The organism is Leifsonia sp. C5G2 (assembly GCF_013359685.1).
Lineage (GTDB): Bacteria > Actinomycetota > Actinomycetes > Actinomycetales > Microbacteriaceae > Leifsonia.
Map to the genome: position 1 here is coordinate 145761 of NZ_JABFMV010000008.1, position 13680 is coordinate 159440.

Annotated in this window: 16 protein-coding genes and 1 tRNA gene; 3 read left to right on the top strand and 14 right to left on the bottom strand. The window is 69.6% G+C overall.

The window, feature by feature from the left end; all coding sequences use genetic code 11:
* Nucleotides 1-43: 43 nt before the first annotated feature.
* The 3 genes from HNO83_RS20400 to HNO83_RS12340 form a co-directional block, all read right to left on the bottom strand.
* A complete protein-coding gene (locus HNO83_RS20400) occupies nucleotides 44-142 on the bottom strand; it encodes a type II toxin-antitoxin system YoeB family toxin (protein ID WP_175337808.1) in 99 nt (32 codons plus the stop codon).
* A gap of 3 nt (nucleotides 143-145) precedes the next feature.
* Nucleotides 146-379, bottom strand: coding sequence for a type II toxin-antitoxin system Phd/YefM family antitoxin (locus HNO83_RS12335; protein ID WP_175337809.1), 234 nt, complete (start codon nucleotides 377-379; stop codon nucleotides 146-148).
* Between the two features lie 64 nt (nucleotides 380-443).
* Nucleotides 444-516: transfer RNA gene (locus HNO83_RS12340), tRNA-Lys, on the bottom strand.
* A 73-nt stretch (nucleotides 517-589) separates the two neighbouring features.
* Between HNO83_RS12340 and HNO83_RS12345 the strand changes: the two genes are divergently transcribed.
* The 3 genes from HNO83_RS12345 (at nucleotide 590) to HNO83_RS12355 (ending at nucleotide 2748) form a co-directional block, all read left to right on the top strand.
* Nucleotides 590-1219 (top strand): DNA-directed RNA polymerase subunit beta, encoded by a 630-nt coding sequence (locus tag HNO83_RS12345; RefSeq protein ID WP_175337810.1) that lies wholly within the window; start codon nucleotides 590-592, stop codon nucleotides 1217-1219.
* A 201-nt stretch (nucleotides 1220-1420) separates the two neighbouring features.
* A complete protein-coding gene (gene sigK, locus HNO83_RS12350; RefSeq protein WP_175337811.1) occupies nucleotides 1421-1981 on the top strand; it encodes an ECF RNA polymerase sigma factor SigK in 561 nt (186 codons plus the stop codon).
* Entirely contained in the window at nucleotides 1978-2748 is a 771-nt protein-coding gene (locus HNO83_RS12355) for an anti-sigma factor (protein ID WP_175337812.1), read from the top strand. Before sigK ends, HNO83_RS12355 begins: the two co-directional genes overlap by 4 nt.
* Nucleotides 2749-2835: 87 nt before the next feature.
* Here HNO83_RS12355 and pstB read toward each other — a convergent pair whose 3' ends face one another.
* The 11 genes from pstB to HNO83_RS12410 form a co-directional block, all read right to left on the bottom strand.
* On the bottom strand, nucleotides 2836-3615 hold the full coding sequence (gene pstB, locus HNO83_RS12360) for a phosphate ABC transporter ATP-binding protein PstB (RefSeq protein WP_175337813.1): 780 nt from the start codon (nucleotides 3613-3615) through the stop codon (nucleotides 2836-2838).
* Nucleotides 3616-3643: 28 nt separating this feature from the next.
* Complete coding sequence (gene pstA / locus HNO83_RS12365) at nucleotides 3644-4735, bottom strand: phosphate ABC transporter permease PstA (protein ID WP_175337814.1); 1092 nt, start codon at nucleotides 4733-4735, stop codon at nucleotides 3644-3646.
* Nucleotides 4735-5682, bottom strand: a complete 948-nt coding sequence (gene pstC, locus HNO83_RS12370; RefSeq protein WP_175337815.1) for a phosphate ABC transporter permease subunit PstC — start codon at nucleotides 5680-5682, stop codon at nucleotides 4735-4737. The genes pstA and pstC overlap by 1 nt, the downstream gene beginning before the upstream one ends.
* A 102-nt stretch (nucleotides 5683-5784) precedes the next feature.
* Nucleotides 5785-6879 carry a phosphate ABC transporter substrate-binding protein PstS gene (pstS, locus tag HNO83_RS12375; protein ID WP_175337816.1) on the bottom strand — a complete coding sequence of 365 codons (1095 nt, stop codon included), beginning with the start codon at nucleotides 6877-6879 and terminating at the stop codon, nucleotides 5785-5787.
* Between the two features lie 155 nt (nucleotides 6880-7034).
* Complete coding sequence (locus HNO83_RS12380; RefSeq protein WP_175337817.1) at nucleotides 7035-7919, bottom strand: L,D-transpeptidase family protein; 885 nt, start codon at nucleotides 7917-7919, stop codon at nucleotides 7035-7037.
* A gap of 108 nt (nucleotides 7920-8027) precedes the next feature.
* On the bottom strand, nucleotides 8028-8822 hold the full coding sequence (locus tag HNO83_RS12385) for a hypothetical protein (protein WP_175337818.1): 795 nt from the start codon (nucleotides 8820-8822) through the stop codon (nucleotides 8028-8030).
* A gap of 172 nt (nucleotides 8823-8994) precedes the next feature.
* Nucleotides 8995-9777, bottom strand: a complete 783-nt coding sequence (locus HNO83_RS12390; RefSeq protein WP_175337819.1) for a hypothetical protein — start codon at nucleotides 9775-9777, stop codon at nucleotides 8995-8997.
* 114 nt (nucleotides 9778-9891) lie between these two features.
* Complete coding sequence (locus HNO83_RS12395; RefSeq protein WP_175337820.1) at nucleotides 9892-10761, bottom strand: L,D-transpeptidase; 870 nt, start codon at nucleotides 10759-10761, stop codon at nucleotides 9892-9894.
* Between the two features lie 121 nt (nucleotides 10762-10882).
* The gene (locus HNO83_RS12400; RefSeq protein ID WP_175337821.1) at nucleotides 10883-11686 is read right to left on the bottom strand and encodes a hypothetical protein; all 804 of its coding nucleotides are present in this window, start codon (nucleotides 11684-11686) and stop codon (nucleotides 10883-10885) included.
* 120 nt (nucleotides 11687-11806) lie between these two features.
* Nucleotides 11807-12643, bottom strand: a complete 837-nt coding sequence (locus HNO83_RS12405; RefSeq protein ID WP_175337822.1) for a L,D-transpeptidase — start codon at nucleotides 12641-12643, stop codon at nucleotides 11807-11809.
* Nucleotides 12644-12745: 102 nt separating this feature from the next.
* Nucleotides 12746-13678: a hypothetical protein gene (locus tag HNO83_RS12410; protein WP_175337823.1), complete on the bottom strand. Its 933-nt coding sequence runs from the start codon at nucleotides 13676-13678 to the stop codon at nucleotides 12746-12748.
* Nucleotides 13679-13680: the final 2 nt, after the last annotated feature.

The window sequence follows — 13680 nt, forward strand, 5'->3', positions numbered from 1 at the left end:
CACCAAATTCGCCCGCCGTTTCCGGACTAGTTTTCACCCGTCGTCAACAGTTGATCCGCTTGAGCGTTCGCCGGTCCTGGCGTTGCCAGTGGACGTAGTCCTCCCAGCCGCCGGCCGTCCAGGCCGGCGTGCGGTCACTCACCGGTCAGGTCGCGGTGATGCTTCCCGATCGGGCGCTCTCGATGGCGTCGATGAGGCGTCGTGCGTTCTTGGGGGAGCGCAGGAGGTAGGTGGTCTCGAGCAGCGAGTCGTACTCGTCCTTCGACATCAGCACGGCCGAACCGCACTTGGACGTGATCTCGACCTCGGTCTGGTCGAGGTTCACACGCTCGATGAGACCGAACAGGTCGCTGCGAGCTTCGCTTGCCGTGATGGCCATGGTTCCTCCACGTGGTGCAAGATGCTGTGCCACTCGTGCTTCACGGGTGCGTCTGGCGATGACGTGGGCCCCGTGGGGCTCGAACCCACGACCCGCGGATTAAAAGTCCGATGCTCTACCGACTGAGCTAGAGGCCCGTCCCACCAATCTAGCGTGGATTCGTCCCGCCCGGCTGCCGCTGCCCCCGGCACACGGGGGCAGAATGGAGGGATGTCGGATCGGTTCCACAAGCCCACCTTCTTCACGAGCGGGATGTTCGAGGCGTTCATGGGCGGGGAGGACCCGGCCCAGATCAGCCGGGTCGCCCACGAGACCGCGCGCGCCCTGCTCGCGCGGGTGCGCGACAACCCCGAGCCGGAGGTGGTCGACCGGCTCGTCGCGTTCACGGACGCCAACGGCATCGACGCCATCGCCGAGCTGTGGTCGCGGTCCACGCCGAAGAGCCTGCCCGGGGCGCTCTGGCGCATCTACCTGCTGCGGCTGCTCATCCGGCAGGACGCGGAAGGCACCGCCTACCTGTACCAGCGGGGGACCGAGGTGCTGCCGTCGATCGACGCCGTCGTGGCGGGGGCGCCGACGCCGGCGGGGCCGGCCGAGATCACCGAGCTGGCGGATCGCATCCTGCGCGGACTGTTCGAGGGCGACTTCGCCGTCGCGCTCGACCGTGCCGCCGCGTTCTGCCGCGTGACCGCGGCGGGTGCCGCCTCGGTCGCGGACGACCGCGACGTGCTCGACCCGGAACGGGCGAGCGAGCTGACCACCCGCGCCCTGCGTTTCACGCGCACGGCGGAGGAGCTGTCCGCCTGTGCCCGGCTGTGGCGGTCCGACTCGCTCGACTGAAGCCCGTGAGGTCAAGCCCTGCCCGGCATCGGCCGTTCTCGGGCCGCGAACGCCACGCCGACGGGTCGGCGGAACGCCTCCTGTACACTGGATGTCGCCGGGCCGCAGTAACCCCGGGCTCCAAAACTAGCCGCTTCGAGCGGCCTCGCGCCGAGAGGCGTTCTGCGGCCCGGCACTTTTTCTGTCGAGAGCGGAGACGACGTGGAAGACGCCCCTGCGGCTGAGCTCGACGCCCTGCTCGTGCGCACGGCTCAGGGCGACCAGCAGGCGTTCTCCCTCTTCTACGACGCCACCGCCTCGCGCGTGCTCGGCCTCATCCGGCGGCTCCTCGTCGACACCGCGCAGTCGGAGGAGGTCGCCCAGGAGGTCTTCCTGGAGGCGTGGCAATCCGCTGCGCGGTTCGATCCGAATAAAGGTCGAGCGCAGACGTGGATCCTGACGATGGCCCACCGTCGTGCGGTGGACCGCATCCGCGCATCCCAGGCGTCCCGTGACAGGGACGCCGTGGTCGGGATGCGCGACCTGCCCACCGCGTACGACCAGGTCGCCGAGACGGTGGAGGTCCGTGTGGAGCACGAGAGGGTGGAGGTGGCGATGCGAACGTTGAGCGAGCCGCAGCGTCAGGCCATCACCCTCGCCTACTACGGCGGTCTCAGCCAATCGGAGGTCGCCGCACAGCTGGGCATCCCGCTCGGCACAGCGAAGACACGGCTGCGCGATGCGATGATACGGCTGCGAGAGGAACTGGGGGTGACGACATGACCGACGAGAACGACCGCGGGCGCGGGAGCGACCCCGAGCGCCTGGGATACCGTCTCGGCGCCCAGGACGAGGCGGAGGCGAGATCCTTCGAGGATGTCGCGGCCGAGCTCGCGCTCGCCGCAGACCCTGTCGAGCCGCGGCCGGAGCTGAAGGCGGCGTTGTTCGCGCGCCTCGCGGACACCCCGCAGCTGCCTGCACAGGATGCGGACGAGCAGGTGGGCGCGGAGGAAACCGCGGGCGAGGCCACCTCCGCTCCGATGCCGTCGCCCGCCCTCACCCCGGCCGAGCGCACGGCCCGGCGCCGCTGGTTCCAGCGTCCAGGGCTCATCCTCGGCGCGGCCGCGGCGGCCGTGCTCCTCTTCGTCGGCGGCACCTTCGTCGGCTCGACGCTCTCCGGCAGCAACTCCTATCAGTCGCAGCAGGCCTCCGCCCTTGCCGAGATCAACGCGGCGCCGGACGTCCAGCGGGCAACGGCGACGGTTGCGGGTGGCGGAACGGCGACGCTGGTCTGGTCGGGGAAGCTCGGCCGGTCCGCACTCGTCGCCGACCAGCTCCCGCCGCTGCCGGACGACAAGACCTACGAGCTCTGGTACATCCGCGACGGCAAGGCCATCCCGGCCGGCACCATGACCCCGTCGGGCTCCGGCTCGACCTGGCGCGTGCTCACCGGCGACATGGCCGCGGGGGACACCGTCGGCGTCACCGTCGAGCCCTCCGGCGGCTCCGACCGCCCCACGACCGACCCGATCGTCGCCATCTCCTCCTGACGCCCTCCGGCCCCTCCCTCGCTTCCACGAAAAAACCCACGAAACGATGCGTTTCGTGGGATTTTCCGTGGAAGAGAGGGTGGGGGATCAGCCGAAGCGGCCGGAGACGTAGTCCTCGGTGGCCTGAACGGTCGGGTTCGAGAAGATCATGTTCGTGTCGTTGTACTCGATGAGCTTGCCGGGCTTGCCGGTGCCCGCGATGTTGAAGAACGCGGTGCGGTCCGAGACACGGCTGGCCTGCTGCATGTTGTGGGTCACGATCACGATCGTGTAGTCGTTCTTCAGCTCCTCGATCAGGTCCTCGATGGCGAGGGTGGAGATCGGGTCGAGTGCCGAGCACGGCTCGTCCATCAGGAGCACGTCGGGGGAGACGGCGATGGCGCGCGCGATGCAGAGGCGCTGCTGCTGACCGCCGGAGAGGCCGGAGCCGGGGAGGTTCAGTCGGTCCTTGACCTCGTTCCACAGGTTGGCGCCCTGCAGCGACTTCTCCACCAGGTCGTCGGCGTCGCTCTTCGACATCCGGCGGTTGTTGAGCTTCACGCCGGCGAGCACGTTGTCGCGGATGCTCATGGTCGGGAACGGGTTCGGCCGCTGGAACACCATGCCGACCTGGCGGCGGACGAGCACGGGGTCGACGCCCGCACCGTACAGGTTGTTGCCGTCGATGAGCACCTCGCCCTCGACGTAGGCGCCGGGGATGACCTCGTGCATGCGGTTCAGCGTGCGGAGGAACGTCGACTTGCCGCATCCCGACGGGCCGATGAAGGCGGTGACGGTGCGGGGCTCGATGGTGAGCGACACGCCCTCCACGGCGCGGAAGCTGCCGTAGTAGACGTTGAGGTCGTTGACTTCGATGCGCTTTGACACTTTTTTCCTTGTGGGTTCGGGTGCGGGCTCAGCGGCCGTACTTGGGGGCGAAGGCCTTGGCGATGATGCGGCCGATGAGGTTGAGCAGCATCACGATGATGATCAGGGCGAGCGCGCCGGTCCAGGCGCGGTCGATGGAGGCCTGTGCGTGCAGACCGGCCGCCTGCGTGTACTGGGTGTACACGAACACCGGGAGGGTCATCATCCGGTCGTTGAAGGGGTCGTAGTTCATGCTCGTGGTGAAGCCGGCGACGATCAGCAGCGGGGCGGTCTCGCCGATGACGCGGGCGATCGCCAGCATGACGCCGGTCACAAGTCCCGCGAGCGAGGTCGGCAGCACGACTTTGAGCACGGTGAGCCACTTGGGCACGCCGAGCGCCAGCGACGCTTCGCGCAGCTCGTTCGGCACGATCCGGAGGATCTCCTCGCTGGAGCGGACCACGACCGGGATCATGAGCACCGACAACGCGACGGCGCCCATGAAGCCGTTGCGGATGCTCGGGCCGAAGAACAGCGCGAACAGGGCGTAGGCGAACAGACCCGCGACGATCGAAGGGATGCCCGTCATGACGTCCACGAAGAAGGTGATACCGCGCGCGAGCACGCCGCGCCCGTACTCGACCAGGTAGATCGAGGTGAGCAGGCCGATCGGAACCGAGATGACCGCCGTCAGGAGGGTGATCTCGAGCGTTCCGACGATGGCGTGCAGCGCGCCGCCGCCGTCGCCGATGACGTTGCGCATCGACTCGGAGAAGAACGCGAGGTCGAAGCGGGCGAGGCCCTGCGAGACGACGGTCCAGCCGAGCGAGATCAGCGGCAGCAGGGCGATGATGAACGCGGTGGCGACGAGCGAGGTGACGAGCCGGTCGGCCGCCTTGCGCGAGCCCTCGATCAGCAGCGAGGTGACGTAGATGGCGATGTCGAACAGCACGGTGCCGAAGAAGACGGCCCCGACGATGTTGAAGCCCTTGGTCGCTCCGCTCGCCGCGAGCATGGCGAACACGGCTCCGATGACGAGCCAGGAGACGACGAGCATCGTCCACGGGGCCCAGCCGGGGAGCTTGCCCGCGGTGTAGGAGTTGGCGAGCGGGCGCGGGGCGGTGGCGGTCGTGGTGGCCATCAGTTCGCTCCAGAGAAGGCCTTGCGGCGGCTGACGATGTAGCGGGCGAGCATGTTGATCAGCAGCGTCACCACGAACAGCACCAGGCCGGACGCGATGAGCGCGTTGACGCCGATGCCGGTGGCTTCGGGGAACTGAAGCGCGATGTTCGCGGCGATCGTGTTCGGGCTCTGCGCCTGCAGCAGCGCGAACTTCACGATCAGGGCGGGGGAGAGCACCATGGCGATGGCGAGCGTCTCGCCGAGCGCGCGGCCGAGGCCGAGCATCATGGCCGAGATGATGCCGCTGCGGGCGAAGGGGAGCACGGCCATCTTGACCATCTCCCAGCGCGTGGCGCCGAGGGCGAGGGCCGCCTCCTCGTGCAGGCGCGGGGTCTGCAGGAAGATCTCGCGGCAGATGGCCGTCATGATCGGGATGACCATGACGGCGAGCACGAGACCGGCGGTCAGGATGGTGCGGCCGGTGCCGGAGACCGGCGGTGCGAAGAGCGGGATCCAGCCGAGGTTGTCGCCGAGCCAGACGTAGAAGGGCTGCACGAACGACGAGAGCGTCGCGATGCCCCACAGGCCGAAGACGACGGAGGGGACGGCGGCGAGCAGGTCGATGATGTAGCCGAGCGCCTGCGCGACCCGGCGGGGCGCGTAGTGCGAGATGAAGAGCGCGATGCCGATGGAGAGCGGGGTCGCGATGAGCAGCGCGATGACGGCGGCCCAGATGGTTCCGAAGACGAGCGGCCAGACCCACGACCAGAAGTTGGTGGCGTTGTTGGGCAGTTCGCCGGCCGTGGCGAAGAGCGCGGGAATGCTCTGCAGGACGAGGAAGAGGGCGACGGCGGCCAGGGTGGCGAGGATGAGCGACCCCGCGACGACGGTGCTGGTGGAGAAGACGCGGTCGCCGAGGCGGACCTTCGCTCTCGGCCTGACGGCTCCTGCGGTTCCGGCGGTCATTCCTTGCTTTCTCTCATCGGGTGTGCCGCCCGGTGGGCGGCTGAGGGCGGGAGCGCCGCTCGGCCCGGGCTGCGGATGCAGCCCAGGCCGAGCGGTCCGGTGTTACTTGATGCTGCTGACGGCCTTCGAGATCTTGTCCGTCAGGTCGCTCGACAGCGGGGCCGAGCCGGCCTGCTCCGCGGCGGCCTTCTGGGCGTCGCTGGAGATGATGTGGTTCACGTAGCCCTTGACCAGGTCCGCCTTGGCGGCGTCCTTGTACTCCTGGCACGCGATCACGTAGGAGACCAGCACGAGCGGCCAGGCGCCCTTCTTGGTGTCCTTGCGGTCGATCTGGATGGCGAGGTCGTTGGTCTCGCGACCGCTGGCGATCGGGGAGGCGGCGACCACGGCGGCAGCACCGTCGGCGCTGATCTTCTCGTAGTTGTCGCCCACCTTCAGCTGGGCGATGCTGAGGCCGGCCGAGCCCGACTCGTCGATGTAGGTGATCGAGTTCTTCGCGTTCTTCACGGCGTCGCCGACACCAGAGGTGCCCTTGGCGGCGTCGCCGACCTGGAACGGGAAGGTCTGGGAGGACGGAGCGGTCCAGACGTCGGGAGCGTTCGCCGCGAGGTACTCGGTGAAGTTCTGCGTGGTGCCCGAGTCGTCGGAGCGGTGCACGACCGTGATCGGGGCCGACGGGAGCGAGGCACCCGAGTTCTGGCCCTTGATCTTGGCGTCGTCCCAGGTGGTGATCTTGCCCGAGAAGATGCCCGCGATGGTCGCGGCGTCGAGCTTGAGGTCCTTCACGCCGTCGACGTTGTACGCGATGGCGATCGGGGAGATGTAGACCGGGAGGTCGATGCCCTTGCTGCCCGCGGCGCAGCCCGCGAACGTTCCGGCGAGCTCCTCCGTCTTGAGGGCGGCATCGGAACCGGCGAAGTCCGCCGCGCCCGACATGAAGCTCTTGCGGCCCGCGCCGGAACCCTGCGGGTCGTAGTTGACGGTGGCCTTCGGGTTGGCCTGCTGGAAGCCGGCGGCCCAGACGGTCTGCGCGGCGGCCTGGGCGGACGAGCCGATGCCGTTCAGCGTGCCGGAGAAGTTCGTCGCAGCAGCCGTCGTGGTCGACGGGGTGCTGCCCTCGTTCGCCGCGCAGGCGGTGAGAGAGATGGCGGCCGCGGCGAGCAGAGCCACAGGAGCGCCGATGCGCTTGAGATTCACAGTTGTCCCTTCGGGGATCAGTAACAACAGGACGGGGCCGGTGCGACCCGCTGGTGACGCTATTCCCGATGTCTGTCCAGAGTCCCCCGCACTGGTAAACGGAAGGTTAACGCGGGGTGTTCTCTTGTGCTCGAAGGGGTGTGCTCGGCGGCGGGTCAATCCCCGATCTCGACGGTCGTCCCGAGGGGCAGCGCGTCGACCGCGGCGATCGCGTCGCTGCTCAGGCGCACGCACCCGTGAGAGACGGCGCCCCTGGCCGTCGACTGGTAGTGGATGCCGATGAGCCCGCCGTCGGACCCGCCGTACGGCTCGTCCGCCGCCGTGGCGTGCAGTGAGGTCAGCTGGATGCGGTGCTCGTCCTGACCCTGCGACGGGTCGAGGTAGCGAGCCTGCAGGTAGCCCGTTGCCGTCGGGGTGGGGGTCTCGGGAGTCCCCACGCCGACCGCGAAGCTGCTCGCGACGGCGCCCGTCTCATCCAGGATGCTGAGCGTCTGCGTCGACGTGGAGATGACGATGCGCTCGGTGAGACGTCCGGCGAACTGCAGTGCCGAGCTCGGAACCCATGCCGCGCTCTGGGCCGGAGCCGGCGCGTCGGCGGTCGCCGTCGACGGTAGCTTCTGGCGCGCGGGCGTCAGGACCAGGGACCACTTCCCGCGGGTCCCGGCCACCACCAGCACCGTGGGCTCGCCCAGGAAGTCATGAGCCGGGATTCGGGCGACCGGCGTCGTGAAGTCGGCGCCGTAGACCGCCGTGTCGAAGGGGACGTGGAAGACCGCGCGGGCGTCGAGCCGTGGAGGTGCGGCGAGCAGCCCGGGGATCACGGCATCGAACTGCGCCGCGGGAAGCGCCTTCAGCGCCTCCGCGCTGAGAGCGGGAGGAACCGCCGGCCCGGCATCGGCGCTTTCCCGGGCGGTCGCCTTCGGCGTCGAGGCGGAGGTCGGTCGGGAGGGCTCTCCGGCCGTCGAGGTCGGGCCGCAGCCGGTGAGGAGCGCCGAGACGACGGCAGCGCCGAGGAGGAGGGGGATCGCGCGACGACGCATCCTGGTCTTTCGGTTGTGTGGCGATTCGGGGAGGGGCTGCTGGGGGAGGAGCAAAGCGCTGTGGCGGCGCGGGCTGCGAGCCCACGCCGCCACAGCGTCGACGAACGGTCAGCCGCTGACGACGGGCAGGTACGGAGTGACGGCGCCCGTGGCCGAGCCCGTTCCGACCGCCGGCGGGGTGCCCGGGTCGCCGCCGGGGACCTCGGTGGGCGACCCGGTGACGGTGACGGTGGCGTCCTGGGTGAGCGTCGCACCGGCGACGTGGACGACGATCTCGCCGGCGACCGCGGTCCCGGCCTGCAGCGCGATCGAGATCGCGATGCAGCCTGCCTCGTCCGCGACGTGACTGGACTCCGAGATGTCGAAGGTCTGGCCCGAGTAGTCGACCGTGGTGGTGATGGGCTCGCCCGGAACGTAGCCGCAGGCGTTCACGTCGATGGGTGTGCCGGCGGCGAGATCCTCGGTGGAGATCGTCGACACGCTCGTCCGGATCCCGGTCGGCGCGAGCTGCGTGATGGTGACGGGGTTCGCGCTGTCGCCATCGCTGCTGTCGGTGACGGCGATGGTGAGCGTCTCGCGAGGAAGCAGAGCGGGGAATGCGACCGTCGGGTCGATCTCGGCCGAGAACGCGCCGGTGCCGTCGACTGTCACGGGGAAGGTCTCCAGCGACGCGGAGTCGGGGCCTTCCAGGTCGAGGTCGAGGGTGGAGTCGGGGGTGAATCCGCTCCCGGTGACGGTGAAGCCATCGCCCCATCCGGTCGCGTCACCCGAGATGACGTCGGGGGTGACGGTGAGCGTTCCCTCCTGGGCGGCGTTCGCCGGGACGGCGGCGAAGAGTCCTCCGGCGATGAGGGCGGCGGTGGCCGCGAGGGCACCGTAGCGGATGCGTAGTGAAGTGGTCATGAACGTCCTCGTGTGGTCGAAGCGGATGCGGCCAGTGAACAGGCAACCGTTCGGCGGCGAAAGACAGTGCTTGCGAGGGTCCCGGCGCGTCCGGTCCGGTGACGAGGGGGCGAAAGCGCGATGGCGGCGTGGACTGCGGGAGTCCACGCCGCCACCGCGGGAAGTGCCGGCGTCAGCCGCTGACGACCGGGAGGGACCGCGAGGTCGACGCGGTCGCGGTCGCGCCGCCGCCGATCGTGGGGGTCTGCGTGCCTTCGGTGACGACCGTCTCGCCGATCACCTCGAGGGACACGGACTGGGACAGGCCCGAAGTCTTGCCCACCGCGGTGATGGTCAGGGTGCCGGACTCGACGACGCCTCCCATGTAGATCTGGACGGCGATAGCACCATCCGGGCCGGCGATCTCGTCGAAGGTGCCCTGGAGCGCCTCGCCGTTCATCGTCGCAGAGACCGTGACCGTCTCGCCGGGCGTGTAGCCGCCCGCGCTCAACGTGAAGCCGATCTCCTTGTCGGCGAGATCCGCCGTGGTGATCTTCGAGACGCTCGTCGCGATGCCCTTCGGCGCGAGAACCGTGAGCTTGACCTGGTTCGAGCTGTCGCCCTCGTCGCTGGTCGCGGTCACATAGAGGAACTCGCCCGAAGCGGGCAGGGGGAGCTCGACCGTGGGCTTGTACGAGATCTGGAATCCGCCCGAGCCGTCGGCGGTGGTCTGGACGCTCGTCAGGTCGCCGCCGATCGACTGGGCGACGAAGATCGTCACATCAGAGTCGGCGGTGAAGCCGGTTCCCGTGACGTCGAGGCCGGAGCCCCAGTCGCCCGCGGTGAAGGTGGTGTTCGCGAGGCTGATGGTCGCTTCATCAGCGGCCTGGGCCGGAGCGGCGGCGAAGAAGCCGCTGGCGACGACGGCCGCCGCGGCGGCGAGGGCACCGAAGCGGATGCGCGTAGAGCTGGTCATTCGTTTCCTTTGGATTGCTGAAGTGTGCCGAGTGGCGGTATCGACCGTAACAGTGAGAAATTCTGGGTGCAAGTATTAATACGTGAATACTGAATCAGCTGATCGGGGTCTCGGTCAGTCCGTGACCTCGACGGGCGTGCCGAGCGGAAGCGCATCCACCGCGGCGATGGCCTCGCTGCTCAGGCGCACGCAGCCGTGCGAGACGGCGCCCGTCGCGGTCGCCTGGTAATGGATGCCGATCAGGCCGCCGTCGGAGCCGCCGTACGGTTCGTCGGCAGCGGTGGCGTGAAGCGAGGTCAGCTGGATGCGGTGCTCCGTCTGTCCCTGCTCCGGGTCGTGGTAGCGCGCCTGCAGGTACCCGGTGACGCCGGTCGGGGTCGGCGTCTCGGCGGTCCCCACGCCCACGGGGAACGTGCTCACGGCGGCGCCCTTGGCATCGAGGATGCTGAGGGTCTGCTTGGATGTCGAGATGCGGACGCGCTTGTCCACTGCCCCGGCCTTCGTGAGCGCGGAGGTCGGTACCCACGCGGCGCTCTGGGCCGGAGCCGGAGCCTCGGCGGTCGCCTTCGACGGCAGCTGCTGACGAGCAGGGGTGAGGATGAGCGACCAGTCTCCCCGGGTCTCGATCCGGACGATCACGGTGGGCTCGCCCAGGAAGTTCTTGGCGGGGATACGCGCGACCGGCGTTCGGAAGTCGCTCCCGTAGACAGCGGTGTCGAACGTCATGCGGTAGGTGGCGTCGATCTTCGGGGTGGCGGTCGGCGCGGCCAGGAGCCCGGGGATCACCGCGTCGAACTCGGCGGCGGGGAGGGCTTGAAGAGCCGACGTCGTGAGGCCCGGCGGAAGGGCGGGGCCGCTGTGCGCGGCGGTCGCGCTCGCGGTCGGCGTGCGAGTCGCTGCGGGCGAGGGCGCGGTGCAGGCGGTCGTCGTGGCGGTCAGGGCTGCGGCGACGAGGAGGGCGGTGAGCATGCGGCGTTGGGTCATTGTTCTCGGCGATTCGTTGGGTGCACTGGGTACTGAGAGTGGGTGTCGGCGACGGGGTCAAACGGAGATGGCGGCGCGAACCAGGAGAGTGGTCCGCGCCGCCATCGGCGTGTGGTGCGTGTCAGCCGCTGACGACCGGCAGGCGCTTGGCCGGGGTCTGGGTCGCTGCGGGCGCGGTCGAGCCGCCCACGGTCGGCGCGCCGTCGTCCGTGACGATGGTCTCGCCGACCACCGAGATGGAGGCGGTCTGCGCGAGGCCCGAGTCGACACCCGTGGCGGTGATGACCAGCGTGCCGGACTCGACGAAGCCGGTGATGTAGACGTGCTCGAGGAGGATCGAGCCGTCCGCCCCGGCCGTCGCCTCCAGAGTGCTGTCCAGAACCTCGCCGTTGTAGGTGGCCGAGATCTTGACGGTCTCGCCGGGGGTGTAGCCACCGCCGGCGATGTCGAAGCCGACCTCCTTGTTCGCCAGGTCGGCCGTCGTGATCGTCGAGACGCTGGTCGTCAGGCCCTTCGGGGCGAGAACAGTGAGCGGAACGGTGTTGGCCGTGTCGTCGGCGTCGCTGATGGCACTGACCTGAACCGTCGCATCCGGGCCCGGCAGCGGGAGCGCGCCGGCCGGAACGAAGTCGTCCAGCTGGAACGCGCCCGTCGCGTCGGCGGTCACGTCCTTCGAACCCAGCAGAGTCGTGTCGGTGCTGCCGTTCGGGACCACGGCGACGGCGACAGTGACGACGGCGTCGGCAGTGAAGCCGGTCCCGGAGACGTCGAGGCCGGTGCCCCAGTCGCCGGCCGTGAAGGTCGTGTTGGCGACGGTGATCGTCCCGGTGGCGGCGTTCGCGGGCGCGGCGGCGAGGAAGCCTCCGGCGACGACGGCCGCCGCAGCCGCGAGGGCTCCGAACCGGATGCGGGTTGAGTTGGTCATTCGTTTCCTCAAGATGATCGCGGAAGAGATGCCGATTGGCATCGCGATGACCATAACAGTTTGAAATGTCACCGTCAAACGTTGGGATTTCTCAGCCCAGATGGAGATGTTTGAGAAGGATCAGTCCGCGATCTCGATAGCTGTTCCGAGCGGCAGCGCGTCGACCGCCGCGATCGCGGCGGCGGAGAGCCTCAGGCAGCCGTGCGAGACCGCCCCGGTCGCGGTGGTCTGGTGATGGATCCCGATCAGCCCGCCGTCCGAGCCGCCGTACGGTTCGTCGGCGGCGGTGGCGTGGAGTGACGTCAGCTGGATGCGGTGCGCGGTCTGGTCCTGCGCGGGGTCGAAGTAGCGCGCCTGCAGGTACCCCGTGCCGGTCGGCGTCGGCGTATCCTTCGCGCCGACACCGACGGGGAAGCTGTCGAGCGTCGCACCCTGTGCGTCGACGACGGTCAGCGTCTGCTTCGCGGTCGAGACCACGACACGCTTGTCGAGCTTCGCCGTGTGGCGCAGCGCGGAGGTGGGGACCCAGGCGGCGCTCTGGGTGGGCGCGGGAGACGCCGCGGAGGCTTTCGAGGGCAGCTTCTGCCGCGCCGGCGTCAGCACGAGGGACCAGTCGCCACGTGTTTCGGCGCGGACCACCACGGAGGGCTCGCCGAGGAAGTTCTTGGCCAGGAGCCGGGCGACGGGGGTCGTGAAGTCGTCGCCGTAGACGGCGGTGTCGAAGACGACCTTGTAAGAGTCGCGGATGCGCAACTGCGCGGGAGCGGCGAGGAGCCCGGGAATGACCGCGCCGTAGTCGGCTGCGGGGAGCGCGCGGAGGGTGGAGGTGGTGAGCCCGGGCGGCAGGGGAGGTGCGGCAGAGCTTCGGGCCGGGGCGGGCTGCTCGCTGCAGCCGGCCACGAGGGCGAGCGCGGCCGTGGCGGCGAGCACGGTGGTGAGGAGGCGGCGGAGGGTCATGTGCGGTGTCTCCCTGGGGTGGTTCGGATCAAGCGGCGGGCGGAACGCAGAATGGCGGCGCGGACCCGGGGTCCGCGCCGCCATTCGCTCAGGAAGCGCGAGTCAGCCTGCGACGACCGGCAGGTGTGACTGCGCGGCGGGCGTCACGGAGGCGGGCGTCTTGCCGAGGATGGGCGCATCGTCGTCGGACGGCGTCTCCTCGCCGCCGGTCTCCTCGCCGCCGGTCTCCTCGCCCGCGACGAGGTCGTCGCCGGTGACGGTGACCGTGATGTCCTGGCTGACGCCCGAATCCACGCCGGTGACGGTGATCTTCAGCGGGCCTGCGGTCGCGCGGCCGGCCTTGAGGTAGAAGCCGAACTCGACTTCGCCGTTCTCGTCGGCGTCGTACGTCCCCAGCGTGATCTCCTCGCCGTCGTAGTCGACCGTCACGGTGACCTTCTCGCCGGGCGTGTAGCCCGTGGCGTTGACGTGGATGCCCTCCTCGGCGTCGATCAGGTCAGCGGTCGTGATCGTGGAGACGTCCGTGGTGATCGTCGGTGCGGCCGGGTCCGTGGGGTCGGTCGGGTCCGTGGGGTCGGTCGGGTCCGTCGGGTCGGTCGGGTCCGTCGGGTCGGTCGGGTCCGTCGGGTCGGTCGGATCCGTCGCGGCGACCACGATCAGCTGGACTGCGTTGGAGTCATCGCCCGCATCGCTGGTTGCCCAGATGGAGAGGGTCTCGCCGTCGGCAGGGAGAACCGGCGGTGCCGTGGGGACGAAGATCGTGCTGAAGTCGCCCGAGCTGTCGGCCGTGACCTGCGCGTCCTCGATCGGGCCGGTCGCGGAGTTGGCGAGGTGGAGTGTCACCTCCGAGTCGGCGGTGAAGCCGGTGCCCGCGACGGCGATGCCGCCGGCCCAGTCGCCCTCGACGAAGCTGGACTGATTGAGCGTGATGGTTCCGGTGGCGGCGTTGGCCGGCGCGGCGGCAAAGAAGCCGCCGGCGACCACGGCCGCCGCGGCCGCGAGGGCCCCGAATCGGATTCGCGTAGAGCTGGTCATGT

Coding starts and splice junctions, on each gene's coding strand:
- pstA (WP_175337814.1), bottom strand. CDS start 4,735: ATGGCCACCACGACCGCCACCGCCCCGCGCCCGCTCGCCAACTCCTAC.
- HNO83_RS12355 (WP_175337812.1), top strand. CDS start 1,978: ATGACCGACGAGAACGACCGCGGGCGCGGGAGCGACCCCGAGCGCCTG.
- HNO83_RS12345 (WP_175337810.1), top strand. CDS start 590: ATGTCGGATCGGTTCCACAAGCCCACCTTCTTCACGAGCGGGATGTTC.
- HNO83_RS12395 (WP_175337820.1), bottom strand. CDS start 10,761: ATGACCCAACGCCGCATGCTCACCGCCCTCCTCGTCGCCGCAGCCCTG.
- HNO83_RS12405 (WP_175337822.1), bottom strand. CDS start 12,643: ATGACCCTCCGCCGCCTCCTCACCACCGTGCTCGCCGCCACGGCCGCG.
- HNO83_RS12380 (WP_175337817.1), bottom strand. CDS start 7,919: ATGCGTCGTCGCGCGATCCCCCTCCTCCTCGGCGCTGCCGTCGTCTCG.
- HNO83_RS12390 (WP_175337819.1), bottom strand. CDS start 9,777: ATGACCAGCTCTACGCGCATCCGCTTCGGTGCCCTCGCCGCCGCGGCG.
- HNO83_RS12335 (WP_175337809.1), bottom strand. CDS start 379: ATGGCCATCACGGCAAGCGAAGCTCGCAGCGACCTGTTCGGTCTCATC.
- pstC (WP_175337815.1), bottom strand. CDS start 5,682: ATGACCGCCGGAACCGCAGGAGCCGTCAGGCCGAGAGCGAAGGTCCGC.
- HNO83_RS12400 (WP_175337821.1), bottom strand. CDS start 11,686: ATGACCAACTCAACCCGCATCCGGTTCGGAGCCCTCGCGGCTGCGGCG.
- HNO83_RS12385 (WP_175337818.1), bottom strand. CDS start 8,822: ATGACCACTTCACTACGCATCCGCTACGGTGCCCTCGCGGCCACCGCC.
- HNO83_RS12410 (WP_175337823.1), bottom strand. CDS start 13,678: ATGACCAGCTCTACGCGAATCCGATTCGGGGCCCTCGCGGCCGCGGCG.